This is a genomic window from Streptomyces sp. NBC_00440, from assembly GCF_036014215.1.
Lineage (GTDB): Bacteria > Actinomycetota > Actinomycetes > Streptomycetales > Streptomycetaceae > Streptomyces.
This window is the reverse complement of sequence record NZ_CP107921.1, coordinates 2,554,520-2,573,050: the sequence shown is the minus strand read 5'-3', so window position 1 is coordinate 2,573,050 and position 18,531 is coordinate 2,554,520. Positions and strand designations below refer to the sequence as shown.

General features: G+C 71.0%; 14 protein-coding genes. 1 reads left to right on the top strand and 13 read right to left on the bottom strand.

Annotation, left to right across the window (positions count from 1 at the left end; translation table 11 throughout):
- The 11 genes from OHB13_RS11405 to OHB13_RS11355 all read right to left on the bottom strand — a co-directional run bounded on the left by OHB13_RS11405 (position 1) and on the right by OHB13_RS11355 (position 15,622).
- Entirely contained in the window at positions 1 to 2,706 is a 2,706-nt protein-coding gene (locus OHB13_RS11405; RefSeq protein ID WP_328376976.1) for a serine/threonine-protein kinase, read from the bottom strand.
- Between the two features lie 10 nt (positions 2,707 to 2,716).
- Positions 2,717 to 4,054: a hypothetical protein gene (locus OHB13_RS11400; protein WP_328376975.1), complete on the bottom strand. Its 1,338-nt coding sequence runs from the start codon at positions 4,052 to 4,054 to the stop codon at positions 2,717 to 2,719.
- Between the two features lie 207 nt (positions 4,055 to 4,261).
- The gene (locus tag OHB13_RS11395) at positions 4,262 to 5,233 is read right to left on the bottom strand and encodes a glutamate ABC transporter substrate-binding protein (RefSeq protein WP_328380268.1); all 972 of its coding nucleotides are present in this window, start codon (positions 5,231 to 5,233) and stop codon (positions 4,262 to 4,264) included.
- 152 nt (positions 5,234 to 5,385) lie between these two features.
- A complete protein-coding gene (locus OHB13_RS11390; protein ID WP_328376974.1) occupies positions 5,386 to 6,810 on the bottom strand; it encodes a hypothetical protein in 1,425 nt (474 codons plus the stop codon).
- Between the two features lie 514 nt (positions 6,811 to 7,324).
- Complete coding sequence (locus OHB13_RS11385) at positions 7,325 to 8,452, bottom strand: N-acetylglucosamine kinase (protein WP_328376973.1); 1,128 nt, start codon at positions 8,450 to 8,452, stop codon at positions 7,325 to 7,327.
- Positions 8,443 to 9,708, bottom strand: coding sequence for a 6-phospho-beta-glucosidase (locus tag OHB13_RS11380; protein WP_328376972.1), 1,266 nt, complete (start codon positions 9,706 to 9,708; stop codon positions 8,443 to 8,445). The genes OHB13_RS11385 and OHB13_RS11380 overlap by 10 nt, the downstream gene beginning before the upstream one ends.
- A 5-nt stretch (positions 9,709 to 9,713) precedes the next feature.
- Positions 9,714 to 10,625 (bottom strand): carbohydrate ABC transporter permease, encoded by a 912-nt coding sequence (locus tag OHB13_RS11375; protein WP_328376971.1) that lies wholly within the window; start codon positions 10,623 to 10,625, stop codon positions 9,714 to 9,716.
- 5 nt (positions 10,626 to 10,630) lie between these two features.
- Positions 10,631 to 11,572, bottom strand: a complete 942-nt coding sequence (locus OHB13_RS11370) for a carbohydrate ABC transporter permease (RefSeq protein ID WP_266856970.1) — start codon at positions 11,570 to 11,572, stop codon at positions 10,631 to 10,633.
- A gap of 7 nt (positions 11,573 to 11,579) precedes the next feature.
- Complete coding sequence (locus OHB13_RS11365; RefSeq protein WP_328376970.1) at positions 11,580 to 12,914, bottom strand: ABC transporter substrate-binding protein; 1,335 nt, start codon at positions 12,912 to 12,914, stop codon at positions 11,580 to 11,582.
- Between the two features lie 123 nt (positions 12,915 to 13,037).
- Entirely contained in the window at positions 13,038 to 14,246 is a 1,209-nt protein-coding gene (locus tag OHB13_RS11360) for an ROK family transcriptional regulator (protein ID WP_266856974.1), read from the bottom strand.
- Between the two features lie 311 nt (positions 14,247 to 14,557).
- Positions 14,558 to 15,622, bottom strand: a complete 1,065-nt coding sequence (locus OHB13_RS11355) for a mechanosensitive ion channel family protein (RefSeq protein ID WP_328376969.1) — start codon at positions 15,620 to 15,622, stop codon at positions 14,558 to 14,560.
- A gap of 327 nt (positions 15,623 to 15,949) precedes the next feature.
- Here OHB13_RS11355 and OHB13_RS11350 point away from each other — a divergent pair, with 327 nt between their 5' ends.
- Positions 15,950 to 16,486, top strand: a complete 537-nt coding sequence (locus OHB13_RS11350) for an HNH endonuclease (protein WP_266856976.1) — start codon at positions 15,950 to 15,952, stop codon at positions 16,484 to 16,486.
- 58 nt (positions 16,487 to 16,544) lie between these two features.
- On the opposite strand, the gene OHB13_RS11345 is transcribed toward OHB13_RS11350, so the two are convergent.
- Together OHB13_RS11345 and OHB13_RS11340 are read right to left on the bottom strand one after the other, a co-directional pair.
- Positions 16,545 to 17,168: a hypothetical protein gene (locus tag OHB13_RS11345; protein WP_328376968.1), complete on the bottom strand. Its 624-nt coding sequence runs from the start codon at positions 17,166 to 17,168 to the stop codon at positions 16,545 to 16,547.
- Complete coding sequence (locus OHB13_RS11340; protein WP_328376967.1) at positions 17,165 to 18,523, bottom strand: hypothetical protein; 1,359 nt, start codon at positions 18,521 to 18,523, stop codon at positions 17,165 to 17,167. The genes OHB13_RS11345 and OHB13_RS11340 overlap by 4 nt, the downstream gene beginning before the upstream one ends.
- Positions 18,524 to 18,531 lie beyond the last annotated feature (8 nt).

Sequence of the window (18,531 nt, the reverse complement as noted above, 5' to 3'; positions counted from 1 at the left end):
TCACACCCACGTCCGGGGGCGGAAACGGTTGGCCCGCTCCACCAGGTCGATCCTCTCCTCGCCGCGCTGGGCGAGCCGGGCGAGTACCCGGTACGAACGTTCGAGTCCGAAGCGCAGGCCACGCTCGTCGAGTGGACTGCCGAGCAGGGTGGTGGACTGCACCACCTGGCCGCCCCGGCCTCCGGAGAGTACCCAGTCCAGGGCGGTGCCCAGTACTTCGGTGGTGAGCTGCTCCCGCCGCACGGCGTCGAGGCCGAACTGCTGGAGCGCCGCCACCTGGTCCGCGGCCGACCGCAGATCGTCCACCAGGGGGTCGGTCGGGACACGGCGGCGCAGCCGGGCGCGCACCGCGGCGACGCGCGCCGCCGTGTAGTGGATCGACGCCTCGGGGACCGACTCCAGGGTGTGCACGGCCGCGGTGCGGTCACCGGCCGCGAGCTGCACCCGGGCGAGGCCGAACGCCGCGCTGACATAGCTGGGGTCGGTCGTCCACACGAGGCGGTAGTACTCCGCCGCGTTGTCCAGCTGGCCGAGCACCTCCGCGCAGACACCGAGCGCCAGCTTCGGGGCGGGCTCACCCGGGAACGCGTCGTAGATCGCGTCGAAGGAGAGCGCGGCCGTCTCCCGGTCGCCGGTGACGAGCGAGGCCAGTCCGCGGTACCAGACGACCCGCCAGTCGTGGGGGTACTCGGTCTCCAGGTCCGTGATCATCTCGACCGCGGGGTACGCGTCCCGGCTGTCGAGGAGGGCCCGCGCCTGGCGGAGACTGCGCTCCAGCGACGGGGTGGGCGCGGATTCCAGCGCGGTGATCAGCTCGCCGGGCGCCGCGGCCATCAGGCCCGCCAGGAGACCGGCGTTCGGGTCGTGCGGGTCGATGCGCGGCACGGGCAACGCCAGTGCGGTGGCGCCTGCTTCGAACTCGGCGAGGTACCGGCCGGACGCGACCGCCGCCGGTCCGGCGGCCAACGGCGCGGCCGGCTCCGCCTGGCGCTGTGCGGGGAAGCCTGCCTGGGCGGGCTCATACGCGACGGCGGTGACGGCCCCGGCCCCGGTCCCGGCTTCGGGCGCGGAGCCATGGCCGCCGGATACGGAGACCTGGTTGCTGCCCCCGTTGCTCGGGCTGCTCCGGTTGCTCCGGATGGACTTTGCTCCGCGGCGGCCGACGGGAAGTTCGCGTGCGCCGAGCAGGGACGCGTCCCCGGTCAGCTCGGCGAAGAGCGCGGTGTCGGTGACCCGCACCTCGGGCCCGAACAGCGTCGACAGCGAAGGCCGCGGCCGTCCCGTCTGGATGGCGACGACCTCCCGCAGCACACCGGTGAGCTGCTCCGCCATCTCCGCCGCCGATGCGAACCTGCGAGCAGGGTCCGGGTCCGTGGCCCGTACGAGCAGCCGGTAGAACGACTCGTACCGCCGGAACACCTCGATGTTGTCCGGGTCGGGGAGGCTGTCCGCGAACACGTTCGTGTAGCCCTGGAAGTCGAAGGTCAGCACCGCGAGGGTGCGCGCCACGGTGTACAGGTCGGAGGCGACCGACGGCCCGGCCTCGGCGACCTCGGGCGCCTGGTAGCCGACCGTGCCGTAGATGGCCGACTCGTCGTCGTCCATCCTGCGCACCGCGCCCATGTCGATGAGCTTCAGCTGATCCTGCTGCTGTATCGCGTTGTCGACCTTGAAGTCGCAGTACAGCAGTGCCCGGCTGTGCAGATGGCCGAGCGCCTCCAGGGCCTCGATCCCGTACGCACAGGCCTGTTCCACCGGCAGCGGGTCGCGCCTGCCGGACGGCCCGCGCCGCTCGTTGGCGATCTCCTTGAGCGACTTGCCGCCGACGTACTCCATGACGATGTAGCCGTCCATGGAGCCGGTCCGCTGGTCGAGGTGCTCCACGAAGTTGTAGATGCGCACGATGTTGGAGTGCTCGATCTCGGCGAGGAAGCGCCGCTCCGAGATCGCCGCGGCCATCGCGTCCTGGTCCCCTGTGTCCAGCAGGCCCTTGAGTACCACCCAGCGGTCGGAGACGGCGCGGTCGACGGCGAGATAGACCCAGCCCAGACCGCCGTGGGCCAGACAGCCCATCACCTCGTACTGTCCGTGCACGACGTCGCCGGTGTTCAGTTTCGGTACGAACGAGTAGGGGTGGCCGCACTTGGTGCAGAACCCCTCCGTGCGTCCGGCCCGCGCACCGCGCGAACGGCCCACCTGGGCACCGCAGTCGGAACGCGAGCAGAACCGCTTCCGCTCCGGTACCTCGGGGTTGGCCATCACCGCGGACTGCGGATCGGGACGCGGCACATCGGGGATCGACACGAGACCGGCGCCCAGCCGGTTGCGGCCCGACGAACTCGCCGAAGTCCCGGAGCTGCGCACCGAGACGGAACGCCCCGAACCCAGTCCCGACACGGAGCGCGAGAGCCGCCCGGAGACCGACCTGCGCGAGGTCGAAGAACGGGATGACGACCGGGCAGAAGGGGACGACGACCGGGCAGAACGGGACGACGAACCGGAGCCGCCGCGCACCGAAGCGCTGGCGGAGCGCGCGCTGTTGCTCCCGCGGCCGGCACCGGCGATCCCGGTCGGCGGTGAACTCACCAGGCCGGTGGGCGACACCACCGGCGCCAGACCGCAGGTGCCGCAGTACAGCTCGCCGCCGCCCATGTCCTCATAGCTGCCCTCGCACCCGGGCCGCTGGCACGCCTGCTGTTCGCTCATCCCGCATCCCTCACGCGTTCCCCCTGTGGTCGGCGGGCCCGCCCTGTCTCGGGACGAGGACCTCCGCCGTGGCCTGCTGATAGCGGAGCACCGCCTGTTCGGCGACGCGCAGATCGCACGGCGCGCTCCACAGCATTCTGCGGGCCGCGTCGTACCGCTCGATCAGCAGGGGATCCTCCGCCATTCCGTGCCGGGCGACCTTCGCCCGGTACGCGTCCAGCCGGCCCCGCAGCTCCGCGCGGACGGCGAGCGGCGCGGTCACCGCGGACAGCGAGTCGCGGGCGCGCCGCAGTTCGTCATCGGCTTCCCGTTCCAGGGATTCCAGGAGCGGGGAGAGCCGGTGCCACTGGGCGTGCCTGCGGTACTCGGCGGCGGCCCGCAGCTGCTCCTGGAGCACCGTCGAAGGGCCGCTCACCGCGGGCACCTCGGACGCGGCGATCTTCGCCAGCACCTCACCGCGCGCCGATCGGGCCTCGGTGAGTGTGCGGTCCGCGCGCGTCAGTACGTCCCGCAGCCGCAGCAGCCGCTGCTCGGCGTCCTGGCGGACGGTGAGTACCGCGTCGATCTCGCGGCGGATCTCCTCCAGGGCGCGGGCCGCACGGTCGTAGCGCCCGGTGTCGGCCCGTCCGCCGCCCGGGGCCGAACTGCCCTGTGTGGGAAGCCAGTAGGCCAGCGGGTCGGATATCGCCTCGGCACGCAGCGCGGCCAGCTCCTGGGTGATCGACTCCAGGTCGTCGCCCGCCGGGTGCTCACCGGGGCGCACGCCGACCGAGTGCGCCAGCGAACGGGTGCGCGCCAGCTCCGCCGAGAGCAGGTCGATCCGGGCGGGCAGCGCGGACCACACCGAGTCCGATGCCACGATCATGTCCAGCGACTGCGCGTACAGCCCGTTCATCCGGGTCACCAGCTCTTCGAGCGAGAAGCGCTCGGTGAGTCCTGCGGGCCCGGTGAGGGCGGCCGGGAGCTGGGCGGCGGTACTCGCCAGGGTGATGCCCCGGCCGCGCAGCACACCGGTGAGCTCGGCCAGGTCCTCCTGGCCGGGCCAGCGCCGCCGGGACCGCAGCGTACGGGCCTCCTCCAGCGCCTTCGCGTACGCGTCGAAGTACGACCAGAGCACGGTGATCGACTGCTCGGTGGCGGCCCAGCGGTCCTTGGTGACCCCCGTCAGCTCGGCGCCTTCGAGGAGCCGGCGCCCGGCGTGGTCCTGCAGGGCGAGGAGCGAGGTCTCGATGGCCTCGTGCTCCGCGCCGAGCCGCGCCAGCGCACGGTCCACCTCGTCCCGGTCCATCACCGGCCCGGGGGCGCTCCCCGGCCTGCCGGGGCTGGGGGCGGAACCCGCGACGCCCATCGATCACCTCTCCGCTCCGCTGCCCTGTGCCGCGTGTGTCGTGTGCTGCCTGTGTCGTGTGGTGCCTGTGTCGTGTGCTGCTGCCTACAGTGTCAAGTTCTGCCCATGACCGCTCGGTTCTACCGGTACTCGGCCCACCGGTCGTTGTTCGCCGGTCGCTGTCCACCGGTCCTGTTCACCAGTACCCGGCCCAACGATCCCCGACCGCTACCGGTACTTCGGTGCGGGAGGTGCTTCGATTCCCTTCAGATCCGCCGAGAGCCACTTCCTGTACGCCTTCATCCAGGGGCTTTGGTCGCCGCCCGCGCGGTAGTCGACGAGCACCTGGTTGATCCGGCGCACCAGATCGTCGTTGCCCAGCTTCGTCGCCACGCCGTAGTACTCGGTGGTGAACGGCTGGCCCTTGAGGTCGACGGCCGGGTCCTGTGCCGCCTGGCCGGCCGCCAGGGCGTTGTCGGTGACCACCGCGTCGACCAGGCCCAGTTGGAGCTTGACCAGGCAGTCCAGCTGGTTGGGCACGGTCCGCTGCTCGGTCGGTGTGTCGGCGAAGACCGCACCGTACGACTTGGCCTTCAGGGCGTCGTACGCCGTCGAGCCGGTCGCCGTGCAGACCCGCTTGCCCTGGAGCGACGTGTTGTACCCGCTGATCGTCGACCCCTTGGGCGCCAGGACCTGCTGGCCGGCCTGGAAGTACGCGGTGGAGAAGGCGACTTGCTTCGCCCGCTCGCAGTTGATCGTCATCGTCCGCACCACGATGTCGACCTTGCCGTCCTGTAGGGCCTCGACCCGCTCGTTGGTGGGGATGGCGCGGTAGGTGACCTTGTCCTCGCTGCCCAGGATGTTCTTCGCTATGGCCCGGACGAGAGCGATGTCGAAGCCGTCCAGTCTGCGGGTGGCCGGGTCGCGGTATCCCCAGCGGTAGCTGTTCTGGTCGACACCGACGACGAGGTGGCCGGCCTTCTTGATCCGGTCGATGGTGGGGCCGTCGGCGCCGGACGGTGTGAGGCTCGCCTCCGGGTCGGTGCAGGTATCGGCCTTCGCGGGCGAGGCCTGCGCCACTCTCTGGCCGCCCGGCTGCGCACGGTCGCCGGACCCCGCACCGTTGCCTGAGCCGCTGCCCAGGACGAGCGGGAGCACGGTCGCGGCCGCGGCTGCGGTCAGCGCACATGCCGCGGCCATCGCCGTGACCCCGCCCCAGCCGTGGAGCCTGCCGGTCCTCGGATTCCGCACGCTGCGCCTCCTCTCCTGGCCGTCGCTCTCCTGGCCGTCGGTCGCCCGGCCGTAATTCTGCTGGCCCCTGCCTGCCTGGCCCCTGCTCACCTGGCCCCTGCTCACCTGTACTCCGAAAGCCTGCGGCTGATGCCCAGCCCCGCGGCCGCGGCGCCCAGCACGGCCAGCACCGCCGCGCCCACCGGAAGCCCGGCCAGCGCGCCCCGGCCGTCCGACGCGGCCCGGGTGAACTCCTGCTGCTCATGGCCGAGCGCCTGGTCCAGCGCCGCGTCCACCTGGTCGAAGGACTGGCCGGTCGAGCCCGTCCTGCCGATGACCTGCGTGAGCGCGTGGTCGTAGTCGCCACTGTCGTCCGTGCGGCGTGCTGCGGCATGACGGGCCTTCCAGGTGGCCACGTCGTCCGTCGCGGCCTTCACGGGCGCGCTGCCCGCCTTGTCGTTGGCCAGGCTTTTCGCCTTGTCGAGCCCGCTGACCAGGGCGGCCATGTCCTTGGTGTAGTCGGACTCGTACTGGTCGTGCTTGCCGTCCTTGGTCAGGACGGAACCGCGCGAGACCAGCGTGAGGTTCTCGTTGGAGCGGGCCTTCAGCGAGCTGATGCGCGCGTCGTTGAGCACCTTCAGCGACTCCTGGCCGTGCGTCCGCGACGTGTCCAGGTCGGCGGCCGCGACCAGGTGTCCGGCCACCAGCCACAGCAGCACCACGACGGAGGCGGCCGACGCGGCGACCAGGCCGTGGTTGAACACCCGGTTCGTCCGCAGGTAGTTGCGCCGCTGGACATAGAGCAGGCCGCCCAGGGCCAGCAGCCCCACCACGGTGCCGAAGTACGGCCAGAGCGCGGCCGAGTCGTAGTCGTCGTACAGCCGGCCCGTCTCGGCTTCGTAGAGCTTCTCCGCGGCAGGCAGCAGCACCGTGCTCATCTGCTGGTTGGCGTACCGCAAGTAGGCGCCGCCGAGCGGCAGTCCCTGCCGGTTGTTGGCGCGGGCGCGCTCCACCAGACCGGTGTAGCGCGGGAGCTGCTCGTTGAGCTGGGCGATCTGGCGCCCCGACTCGGTGGAACTGTCCGTGTGGGAAGCGGCTTTCGCCAGCAGCCGGGACGCCGTCGTGATGTCGCTGTCGTACCGCGCGTGAACATCGGCCGGCTCCACGGAGCCCGCCAGGAAGCCGCTCGCCGCCGCGGTGTCCGCGTCCGCCAGCGAGCGGTAGATGTTCGCCGCGTCGGCGCTGAGCGGCTGGCTGCGGCTGACCACGTCATCGGCGGAGGCCGCCCGGTCGGAGATCTCGAAGGCGGTCACCGCTCCGAAGGCCACGACCAGCGCGGCCACCAGCGTCCCCATGATCCACAGCCGGCCCGGCTCGGTGGTCGCGGCGGCGCGCAGCCGGTCCCGGGACCCTGCCCAGGCGCTGCGTCGCGCGGGCGGCACGGGGGCCTGCGCGGGCGGCGCGGGCACGCGCACGGGTGACGTGGGCGGAGGCGGCTGCGCGGGCGGTGGACCCTGCACTGTGCCCCCGCTCGGCGGGTGTACCACTCGACCTCCCCCTGTCTACGTCCAAACGATCGGTCTTCGGACCGGTCTTTCGCGAGCGGTCTTCCACGATCCGGCGCGGCTGTCCTTGGCGCTTCCCACGAACTTCCCCATTCACGAACGCCCTGACTGTTCATGAACTCAGGGGCACGCGAAGACAAGTGCCCGGCCAGCAGTATGGCCGCAGCGGCCCGGTCCGCACACCCGGATGGGCCGGATCTTGATCGAATCGATCCGTCTCCTGCCCTCCGCCAGGAGCCTCCCAAGCCTTTCCCCGCTGCTGTCCCGCCTGTCCCGCCTGTGCCGCGCCCGCTCCGCGACGTCCTCACCTTGAATACGCCTCCCGGACCGATTCGGTTCCCGTTCCAGCCCCGCCGCTCGGGTGGCACCGGCGTGCCGTCCGGGCGGAACGCGCACATCAGGGGCGTACGGAAAGGGGGTTGTGCCCCGCTCCACGCGGATCACAACCCCTCCGCGCCATCGGGACACAACCCCCTCCGCCCATCGGGCCGCGCCCTCAGGCGTATTGCTCCCGGATCCGCGCGTAGGACGCCGCCGGGGCCGCGATCCGGTCAAGACCCAGCAGAGCGGCGCCGAGCACCGGTGAGGCCGACACCACCCGGGGGACGGCTTTCGGCGCACGGTCGGCCAGCAGCTGCCGTATGCGGTCGTCCAACTGCGGGTGCCGTGCGGCCAGTACGCTCCCGCCCAGCAGCACCGGAGTCTCCTCGTCGAGCAGGCCGAGCCGGCCCAGCGCCACCGCGGCGAGCGAGACGACCTCCTCCGCCTGCCGCTCGACGACCGAGCGGGCGACCGGGTCACCGGCCGCCGCGGTCGCGAAGAGGACCGGTGCCAGTTCGTGCTTGCGCTCCACCGGGATGCGGCCGAGGTGCAGCGCCTCGATCACCGCGTACATCGTCGGCAGCCCGAAGTGCGCGGGCACCGTCCGTATCAGCTCGGTGGCCCCGCCGCGCCCGTCCTCGGCGCGCGCCGCATGGAACAGCGCTTCCTCGGCCAGACCGCCGCCGCCTCCCCAGTCGCCGGAGATGCGGCCGATCGCGGGGAAGCGGGCGGTGCGTCCGTCGGGTGTCATCCCGACACAGTTGATGCCGGCCCCGCACACGACGGCCACCCCGCGTGGTTCGTCCACGCCCGCGCGCAGGATCGCGAAGGTGTCGTTGCGCACCTCGACCGCCGGGCCCCAGCCGCGTGCCTGGATGGCGGCGGCCAGGTCCCGTTCCTCGACCGGGAGATCGGCATTGGCCAGACAGGCGGAGACGAACGAGGCGTACGGCGGAAGAACAACACCACCAGCCGCACCGCCCTCACGCGCGCCACTGACCCCCATCCCACCAGCCGCACCGCCCTCACCCGCGCCACCGCTCCCACCAGCTGCGACGCCCCTGCTTCCCCCCGGCACGGCGCAAGCCCCCGCGTGTGCCGCAGCCGCCCCCGCGACCGCCTGAGCCACCGCTGCCTCGACCGCGACGGCCAGCACGTCCAGCGCCGCCTCGATCCCCACCAAAGGCGGCTGGAAGCCGCCGGAGCGGCCCCGGCCCAGGACGGTGCCGTCCGCCGCGATGACGGCAGCGTCCGTCTTGCTGTTGCCGGCGTCGATCGCCAGCACACTTGCTGTCAGGCCCACGCGAAGTGCTCCCGGTTGTGCGCGATGAGCTTGTCCGTCAACTCGTCGGCGTACGCGTACTGCCCGATCAGCGGGTGCGCGAGCAGCGCCCGGAACACCCGGTCCCGGCCGCCGCGCAGCGCGGCTTCCAGGGCGAGGTCCTCGTACGCCGTGACGTTCGCGACCAGACCGGCGTACAGCGGGTCCAGCGCGGGCACGGCCAGCGGTGTCGCGCCACTGCCGTCCACCGTCGCCTGCACCTCGATCACGGCGTCGTCGGGGAGGAACGGCAGCGTCCCGTTGTTGTACGTGTTGACCACCTGGTACGTGGATCCTCCCGACCCCAGCAGCGATGACGCCAGGTCGACGGCCGCCTCCGAGTAGAAGGCGCCGCCCCGCTTGGCGAGCAGCGCGGGCTTCTCGTCCAGCTTCGGGTCGCCGTACATGGTGAGCAGTTCCTTCTCCATCGCTGCGACCTCGGCGGCCCGCGACGGCTTGCTGCCCAGCTCCCTGACGACCGCGTCGTGCGCGTAGAAGTAGCGCAGGTAGTACGAGGGCACCACCCCGAGCCGGTCCAGGACCGAGCGCGGCAGCCGCAGGTCGTCGGCCATCGCGTCGCCGTGCTCGCCGAGCAGCTTCGGCAGGACGTCCTCGCCGTCGGGGCCGCCCAGGCGGACACCCAGCTCCCAGGTGAGGTGGTTGAGCCCCACGTGGTTGAGGAACACGTCGGACGGCGCCACATCGAGGTGCGCGGCGAACTTCCGCTGGAAGCCGATGGCCACGTTGCAGAGCCCGACGGCCTTGTGCCCGGCCTGGAGCAGCGCCCGGGTGACGATGCCCACCGGGTTGGTGAAGTCGATGATCCAGGCATCGGGGTTGGTGCGGCGTACGCGCTCGGCGATGTCCAGCACCACCGGTACCGTGCGCATCGCCTTGGCGAGGCCGCCCGCGCCCGTCGTCTCCTGCCCGACGCAGCCGCACTCCAGCGGCCAGGTCTCGTCCTGCTGCCGGGCGGCCTGGCCGCCGACGCGCAGCTGGAGCAGGACCGCGTCGGCGTCGGCGACACCCGCGTCGAGGTCCGACGTCGTCGTGATGACCCCGGGGTGCCCCTGCTTGGCGAAGATCCGCCGGGCGAGGCCGCCCACCAGTTCAAGACGGTCGGCCGCGGGGTCGACGAGCACCAGCTCACTGATCGGCAGCGTGTCCCGCAACCGCGCGAAGCCGTCGATGAGTTCGGGCGTATAGGTGGATCCGCCCCCCACTACTGCGAGCTTCATTTCAGCTAACCCTTCACTCCGGTCAGTGTGACGCCCTCGACGAATGCCTTCTGTGCGAAGAAGAAGACGAGGATCACAGGGGCCATGACCAGGACGGTCGCGGCCATGGTCAGATTCCAGTCGGTATGGTGTGCGCCCTTGAAGGACTCCAGGCCGTAGGAGAGCGTCCAGGCGGCCGAGTTCTCCGAGGTGTAGATCTGCGGGCCGAAGTAGTCGTTCCAGGCGTAGAAGAACTGGAAGAGCGCGACGGCCGCGATGCCCGGTCTGGCCATCGGGACGATGACCTTCAGCAGCGTGCGGAACTCGCCGCAGCCGTCGACCCTGGCCGCGTCGATGTACTCGTTGGGGATGGTCAGCAGGAACTGCCGCAGCAGGAAGATGGAGAACGCGTCACCGAACGCCATCGGGATGATCAGCGGCCAGAGCGTGCCCGACAGGTCCAGCTGCTTCGCCCAGAACAGGTACATCGGGATGATGACGACCTGCGGCGGCAGCATCATCATCGAGATGACGAGCATCAGCGACAGATGCCGGCCGCGGAAGCGGAACTTGGCGAGCGCGTACGCCACGGGCAGCGACGACACCACGGTCAGTACGGTGCCGAGGCCCGCGTACAGCAGGGTGTTCCGCCACCAGGACAGGAAGCCCGGAGTGTCGAACACTTTGCGGTAGTTGGACCACTCGAAGGTGTGCGGCCACAGGTCACGGGTGAGTGCCTGCTGGTCGCTCATCAGCGAGGTGAGGATCACGAAGATGAACGGCAGCACGAAGAAGAGCGCCGCCGCCACGCCCAGGGCGTGCACGGCGATCCAGTGCAGCAGGGTCTTGCGGCGGGCGGTCCGCAGGGCGGAGTCATCGGCGTCGTCTTCCCGGCCCCGGACCGGGGGGTTCTCTGCGACCTGGGTGAGCTGTGTCATGACGGTCAGTCACCTGCCTGTACGAGCCCGCTGCGGCGCCGCATCAGCAGTGCGGTGAATGCCATGGCCAGGGCGAAGAGGACGAGCGCGACCACGCACGCGGAGCCGTAGTCGAAGCGCTGGAAGCCGAGCGTGTAGACGAGCTGCGGCAGGGTCAGCGTGGACTTGTCGGGGAAACCGGGCTGGAACTGCTGCCCGGAGCCGCCGATGATGCCCGAAGCGACCTTCCCGGCCACCAGTGGCTGGGTGTAGTACTGCATCGCCTGGATGATCCCGGTGACCACGGCGAACATGATGATCGGCGAGATGTTCGGCAGCGTCACGAACCGGAAGCGCTGCACCGCCGACGCGCCGTCCAGCTCCGCCGCCTCGTACTGCTCCTTCGGTACGTCGAGGAGTGCGGCCATGAAGATCACCATCAGGTCGCCGATGCCCCACACCGCGAGCATGGTGAGCGCGGGCTTCGACCAGGTGGCGTCGGTGAACCAGCCGGGTGTCGGCAGCCCGATGTCGCCGAGGATCGAATTGACCGGCCCCGTCCCCGGGTTGAGCAGGAAGACGAAGGCCAGCGTCGCCGCGACCGGCGGCGCGAGATACGGCAGATAGAAGAGGGTCCGGAAGATCCCGGCGCCCGTCTTGATCTTCGTGATCAGCATTCCGATGCCGAGCCCGAACACCACCCGGCAGGCGACCATCACGACCACCAGCCAGAGCGTGTTGCGCATCGCGGGCCAGAAGTCCGGGTACTCGGTGAAGACGTACGTCCAGTTCGTCAGGCCGTTGAAGGACGGGGCCCTGAAGCCGTCGTACTTCGTGAAGGAGAAGTAGACGGTCGAGACCAGCGGGTACACGAAGAAGACGCTGAACCCGATGAGCCAGGGCGACATGAAGGCCGCCGTCCGCACTGCCGCGCGGCGGCGCTTCGAACGCGGGGTGTACGTGGTCATGGCGAGGCTACTTCGCCTTCTCGTTGTCCTTGTCGATCTGCGACGCGGTCTTCCGCAGACCGGCCTTCAGATCCTTCGCCCTGCCGGACTCGAAGTCGTATCCGAAGTCCTGGAGGGTCACCTGGTAGGTGCCGCCGTTGACCGACGGGGGAGTGGTGTTGGAGGCCGGGTTCTGCGCGATGTCCAGGAACGTCTTCAGCCGCGGGTCGAACTTCAGCTTCGGCGACTTGAGCGCGGCCAGCGTGGACGGGATGTTGTGGATGTCGTTGGCGAAGTCCACGACCGCGTCGGTGTCGGTGGTGATGTACTTCACGAACTCCCAGGAGGCGTTCTGCTTCTTGCTGGTCGACGCGATACCGGCGATCGTGCCGGTGATGTAGCCCTTGCCGTACGAGGCGGCCTGGTCGTCGGGGACCGGCAGCGGCGCGATGCCGATGTCCACCTTCGACTTGGCGTCCTGGGCCATCCCGAGCCGCCATTCGCCGTCGACCTGCATGGCGACCTGGCCGGTCTGGAAGGGGTGCTTGGCGCCCCACTCGTCACCGAACGTGGCCCGGTACTTCTCCAGCTTGGTGAAGCCACCCAGCTTCTTCACCAGGTTCTGCTGCCAGGTGAACATGTTCGCGAAGGCGGGGTCCTTGGCGACATTGGACTTGCCGTCCTTGCCGACGTAGGTGGGGCTCCACTGCGCCACCATGTGGCTCGGTGTCGACTCATAGCCGTGGAAGTCCGGCATGAAGCCGAGCTGCTGGTACGAGTCGCCCTTGGACTTCGTCAGCTTGACGGCGTCCTGGTCGAACTCGGTCCAGGTCTTCGGCGGCGCGGTGATCCCGGCGTCCTTGAACTCGGCCTTGTTGTAGTAGAGCGCGTACGCGTCGCTGAGCAGCGGCAGGGTGCAGCGCACGCCGTCGAACTGCGTGTAGTCCTGGAGCGGCTTGGAGAAGGTCTTGTCGAGGTCGATCTTCGACTTGGCGAGGAAGGGCTTCAGATCCGCGAAGGCACCGGACGAGCAGAACTTGCCGACGTTGTCGGTGGTGAAGGAGGAGACGACGTCGGGGGCGTCCGAACCGCCGCCGCGCAGCGCCTGGTTGATCTTGTCGTCGGTCATGTTGCCGACGACCTTCACCTTGATGTTCGGGTGGATCTTCTCGAACCGGTCGACGTCCGCCTGTATCGCCTTGACCTCGCTCGCGGCGCTCCAGCCGTGCCAGAAGGTGATGGTGGTCTTCGCGTTCACGTCGTCGGTCGCGCCGCCCGAACTCTGACCCGTACAGGCCGAGGCGAGCAGGGACATGGATGCGGCAGCGACGACGGCCGCGGCCAGTCGGCGGTTTCTGGGCATGACGGAATCTCCCTCTGGCAGATCTGGGGCTGTACGGGGGTACTGACTCGCGGAGCTGGTGCTGTACGGGGCGGTGCTTGCGGAGCTGCTCGCGGGCGCTCGGGGAAGCGGAACCTGCGGGGGTCAGTGGGCCGAGGTGTCGAACACCTCGTCGCGGGTGGTGGCGAGTGCGCTCTCCAGCGCCCCGCGCAGGACGGGCTGTTCGCGTACGGAGCCGAGGACGAGCCGGGGCCGGGACGCGGCCAGTTCGGCCAGCTCGCCCTGGACGAGTTCACGCAGCGGTTCGCCGCCCGCGACGATCAGATCGCCGGAGAGCACCAGGAGTTCGGGGTCGAGCACCGCCACCAGCGAGGCGAGACCGGTGGCCACCGCGGTGGCGAAGACCTCCAGAAGGCGGCGGTACGGTCCCCCGTCGGCCCGCGCGGCCTCGGAGATCAGCGCGCTCGCCACCTCGATGTGCGAACCGCTGCCGATCTCCTCGATGCCCAGCTCCCGGGCCAGCCTGGCCAGCGCCTGGGAGCCGGCGAGCTCCTGGAAGCCCCCTGCGTTGACCTTGGTCACCTGGCGTACGAGCGGAGCGCCGGGCACCGGCATGAAGCCGACCTCGCCGGCGCCGCCGGTGAAGCCGCGGTGCAGCCGGCCGCCGAGGACGACGGCGGCGCCGACGCCCTCCTCGTTCCAGAGCAGTACGAAGTCCTCGTGACCGCGGGCGGCTCCCAGCCGCTGTTCGGCGACGGCGGCCAGATTGACGTCGTTCTCGTACTCGACGGGCATCGGCAGCGCGGCCGCCAACTCGTCGAGCAGGGTGGGGGAGTGCCAGCCGGGCAGATGGGAGGCGTACCGCAGCCGGCCGGTGTTCGGGTCGAAGGCGCCGGGGGTGCCCACCACCACGCGCCGCAGATCGGCCCGCACCAGTCCGGCGGCCTTCGTGGCGCCGTCCAGGGCGTCGGTCACCTGCCGGACCACGCCGGTGCCGCGTCTGCCGGGGGTCGCGAGGCGGAACTCGCCGACGGTGCGTCCGGTGATGTCCGCGACGGCGGCCCGGATGCGCTGCGGGTTCACATCGATCCCGGCGGCGTGGCCGGCCGCGGCGTTGACCGCGTAGAGCTGCGCGCTCGGTCCGGGTCGCCCCTCGCTGGTGCCGGTGGCCACCACAAGACCGGCGGCCTCCAGCCGCGCCAGCAGTTGGGAGGCGGTCGGCTTGGAGAGCCCGGTCAGCTTGCCGATCTTCGTGCGGGAGAGCGGTCCGTGTTCGAGCAGCAGGTCGAGGGCGGCGCGGTCGTTCATCGCCCGCAGCACGCGGGGGGTTCCTGGAGTCGTGCCACCGGCCATGTCGTACGTACCTGCCCCTCGCGCCGCTGTCAGGAGTGCACTGTCGGGAGTGCACGCCGGGAATGCGCTGCCGGAGCGCACTGCCGGGAACGGGAATGCACTGCCGGGAAGCACTGTTAGGAAAGTTTCCAATTCGTTGGAAGGAACGTAGGCCGCAGGTCAGCCGGGCGTCAATGGTCTGTCCCGGTCCGGCAACCAAAGCGTTACCTCGGCACACGAAATGAGCGCCCCGCGTGTCCTGCGGGGCGCTCATGCGTACGGAGAGTGAACAGCGGTGTGCGGGCTCCGGAAGCCGCCGCCGCTCGGGGCCGCTACTTCGAGAGGTTCTGCGGAGGGATCGGCGACGCGGCGAGCGACTGCGGCGACGTCGGGCTGGCCAGCGCGGACGGGGCCGACACCGAGGCCGACGAGTCGGCCGGCGGCTCCTCCGTGTCGACGGTGACGGGGCCGCCCACGACCAGGATGCCCGCCTCCTCCAGTGCGATCTTGAGCCGCCAGCGCAGCTCCCGCTCCACGCCGAGGGCCTTGCCCGGCATGGTCTTGGCGGAGATCCGGATGACCATCGAGTCCAGGAGCACGGAGTCCAGGCCGAGGATCTCGACCGGGCCCCAGAGCTGTTCGTTCCACGGTTCGGACTTGGCCAGGTCCTGCCCGGCCGCGCTGATCACCTCGCGCAGCCGCTCCAGGTTCTCGGTCGGCTTGACCTGGACGTCCACGGCCGCCGTCGCCCAGCCCTGGCTGAGGTTGCCGATCCGCTTGATCTCTCCGTTGCGTACGTACCAGATCGCGCCGTTGTCACCGCGCAGCTTGGTCACCCGCAGTCCGACCTCGATCACCTCGCCGGTCGCGACTCCCGCGTCGATGCTGTCCCCGACGCCGTACTGGTCCTCCATGATCATGAAGACGCCGGAGAGGAAGTCGGTGACCAGATTGCGCGCACCGAATCCGATCGCGACCCCGGCGACCCCGGCGGACGCGAGCAGCGGAGCCAGGTCGATCTTGAGCGTGGAGAGCACCATCAGGGCCGCGGTGCCGAGGATCACGAAGGACGCCACCGAGCGCAGCACCGAACCGATGGCCTCGGACCGCTGGCGACGGCGCTCCTGGTTCACCAGGAGACCGCCGAGAGCGGTGCCTTCGACAGCCGTCGCGCTGCGGTTCATGTGCTCTATCAGCCGGGTCAGCGCCCGCCGGACGAGAGCGCGCAGCACGGTGGCGATGACCAGGATCAGGATGATCCGCAGCCCGATCGAGAGCCAGGTGGACCAGTTCTGCTGCACCCAGTCGGCGGCATTCGTCGCGGACTTCTGAGCGTCGTCCAGGGAGTCGGCCGTACCGGGCCGAGAGCTGTCACCCGTCGCTAGTGACCAGGTCACGGCATGCACGGCGTTCACAGCGGAAACCTCCAGGGGAAGCGGGCAGAACCTCCACACTAACGGCGCATCACCGCTACTTCCGACGACCTGTTCGGCGGAGAGACGTATCCCACGCGGGGAACCGGCAGGAACGGCCGGGAACCGCTGACAACCCCTGAAAACCGCCGGGAACGGCGCGCGAACGGTCAGGAACGGCCAGGTGTGGACGAAAACACTCCGAGCCCGTTACCTGACGTTGGTGGCGCTTCCACCAGGCATGAGGAGAGACTGAGGACAGATCGTCCCGGCGCGAGCCACGCGCCGCCGGCGTACAAGGAGGCATCCACCGTGCCGCACGTCCTGGTCCTCAACGCGTCGTACGAGCCACTCGGCGTCGTACCGCTCCGTCGCGCGCTCGTCCTCGTCCTGGAGAACAAGGCAGTCTCCCTGGAGGAATCCGGCGCCTTCATGCACAGTGCCACCCGCATCGTCCCCGCGCCCAGCGTCGTACGGCTGAAGCGATTCGTACGCGTCCCCTACCGGGGGCCCGTCCCGCTCACCCGCCGGGCACTGTTCGCGCGTGACGGCGGCCGCTGTATGTACTGCGGTGGCGTCGCAACCAGCGTCGACCATGTCATTCCGCGCAGCCGCGGCGGACAGCACCGCTGGGACAACGTGGTGGCCGCGTGCCGCCGCTGCAACCACGTCAAGGCCGACCGGCACCTGCTGGAACTGGGCTGGCGCCTGCGCCACCAGCCCGCCCCGCCGAGCGGCCTGGCCTGGCGCATCATCGGAACCGGACACCGGGACCCGCGCTGGCTGCCGTACCTGCAGCCGTTCGGCGCGGACGACGCCATGGCACGGATCGACGGCGTCTCGGCCTGACGGCCCGCGTCACTGGGGGCCCGCCGGGGGCCGCCGGCGGCTGCCGGGGCGGGTCGTGTCAGCCGACGGTGTCCTCCCCGCGGGCGCCGCGCACCGTGTACAGCGCGGCGCCGCCGAGGAAGAGCAGCGAGGCCGTCACCCAGGCGCCGGGGTGCGCCCCCGGCTGCACCGGCCAGTCCCACACCAGGGCCGCCCGAGTCGCGCGGCCGCCGCCTGCCAGGTACGCCGAGCTGAGGAAGGCGATCACGGGCAGCCAGCTGAGCCGGGCGCCGATCATGGCGGCGCCCGCCGCCGCGATGCCCTCGGCGCCCAGGAGGTTGCGGACGATGGCCGCGGCGCCGAACTCCTGCGTGCCTCCCGGCACGGCGAGCGCCAGCGAGCCCGCCGCGAGCGCGGTCAGGGCCAGCAGGACAGCCAGTCGCCGCGGCCACCAGGGGCGCACGGCCGTGCGGTTCAGCTCGGCGGAGTGCTCGTGCAGCCCGGTGCCGATCGCGGCGGCAGCCAGCATAGGCGCCAGCGCCACGACGGGCACCAGACGGCCGGGACCGAGGTAGGCGTGCAGCGCGTGGGCGGCCCAGGCGGCGAGCACGGCCGTCCCGGCGAGGGTGTACGCGGTGAGCGGCAGCCCGCGGGAACGGGCGTACAGGGCGTGCGGGCCGAGATCGTGCGAGGTGCCGCTCACAGCGCGGGTACCTCGTTCCGGTGGCAGGTCCCCCGGACGGCCGCGAAGTAGCGGCCGAGCCAGGCGCGCCGTGCCCCGGGCTCCATGGCCGTCAGACGGTCGAGGGCCGCGCGGTCCTTCTTGTTCCGGGCGACATCGGCCGCCCTGCCCTGCCGGCGTGAGACAGATTCCCAGGCAGCCCGGCGCCGTTCGCTGAGACTGCTGGAGATCAGCCAGTCCTGTACGGCGCTGCCGGTACGGAGGAGACGGTCGTCGCCGTCGCCGATTTCGCAGGATCCGTAGGCCAGCTTCGCCCCGACCTCCCAGGCGAACTGTTCCGGGTCGGCGAGCCGGCCCCGTACGACACTCTGGCCGAGGAAGAACTCCGGCAGGGTCCTGTCGTCGGGCCGGGCCGGACCGGCCAGGTCATCGAGCCGGGCCGGAGCGTTCGGCACTTCCTCAAGACGCCCGGCGATGCCGCCGAGAGCCGCGGTCACCTGCGGCAGCAGGTCACGGTGTACGGCGGTGACACAGATCCGGAGCGCCGTTCCCGCGCAGGTTTCCCGGCGGGCGGCCGGATCCTCGCGCCACATCGATGAACCCGACTGCACGATCAGCACGGCGGCGGCGCACGCGGCGGCCAGGGGCAGCAGGGCCAGCCGGCGGGCCCGGCGGCTGGCCGTGCACAGCAGCACCACCGTAGCGGCGAGCCCGCAGATCCAGAGAGTCATCGCGTACGGCTGCCACCACACGGGCAGGTCGTCGCCGGTGCCGTACTGGAGCGCGGGGTCGAGGAAGCGGGCCTGCGCTTCCTCCTGGTAGGAAGGCGCGCCGAGGACGACGAGCGCGCAGACGGCGACCAGCGGTGCCGCCAGCCGCCAGCGCACCGCCCGCCCGGCGGTGTGGCCCACAAGAGCCAGCGCCACCAGGCACAGCGCGTCCGCCAGATTGACGGAGAGCTGAGGGCCGCCCGCCGATGTGTACGGCCAACTGGCCAGCAGCGCCGCGGCGGAGGCGGCCAGAGAGCCCGCCGCCGGGCCGGCCGCCACCGGCAGCGACGCCGTCAGGAACTGGGCGAGCGGGCTTCGGGAGGCCGATGCGCGCAGCTCGGCCGTGCCGCGCCTGTGCTCCCTGCCGCCCTGCCAGCAGCCGGCGGCGGCCGCCAGCGGGCCGCCGAGCAGCATGGTGACGGTGTGCAGTTCGTACTCCGTCTGCGCCCAACTTCCCTGCCAGAAAGCGGCTTTGCCGGCCAGCGGCACCAGCAGGGTGAGGAAGGTGGCCACGGCCGCCCAGGGGGCGAGCCCGCGGCGCAGTTCGGCGGCCCAGGGGCGGGGAGCGCGGCACGGAACTGCCGCCGTGCTTGCGGGTGACTGCATGCGGACGG

Bases quoted from the DNA above. Each gene is read 5' to 3' on its own strand.
- OHB13_RS11340 (WP_328376967.1), bottom strand. From the start codon at position 18,523: ATGCAGTCACCCGCAAGCACGGCGGCAGTTCCGTGCCGCGCTCCCCGC.
- OHB13_RS11360 (WP_266856974.1), bottom strand. From the start codon at position 14,246: ATGGCCGGTGGCACGACTCCAGGAACCCCCCGCGTGCTGCGGGCGATG.
- OHB13_RS11375 (WP_328376971.1), bottom strand. From the start codon at position 10,625: ATGACACAGCTCACCCAGGTCGCAGAGAACCCCCCGGTCCGGGGCCGG.
- OHB13_RS11405 (WP_328376976.1), bottom strand. From the start codon at position 2,706: ATGAGCGAACAGCAGGCGTGCCAGCGGCCCGGGTGCGAGGGCAGCTAT.
- OHB13_RS11380 (WP_328376972.1), bottom strand. From the start codon at position 9,708: ATGAAGCTCGCAGTAGTGGGGGGCGGATCCACCTATACGCCCGAACTC.
- OHB13_RS11365 (WP_328376970.1), bottom strand. From the start codon at position 12,914: ATGCCCAGAAACCGCCGACTGGCCGCGGCCGTCGTCGCTGCCGCATCC.
- OHB13_RS11400 (WP_328376975.1), bottom strand. From the start codon at position 4,054: ATGGGCGTCGCGGGTTCCGCCCCCAGCCCCGGCAGGCCGGGGAGCGCC.
- OHB13_RS11395 (WP_328380268.1), bottom strand. From the start codon at position 5,233: ATGGCCGCGGCATGTGCGCTGACCGCAGCCGCGGCCGCGACCGTGCTC.
- OHB13_RS11370 (WP_266856970.1), bottom strand. From the start codon at position 11,572: ATGACCACGTACACCCCGCGTTCGAAGCGCCGCCGCGCGGCAGTGCGG.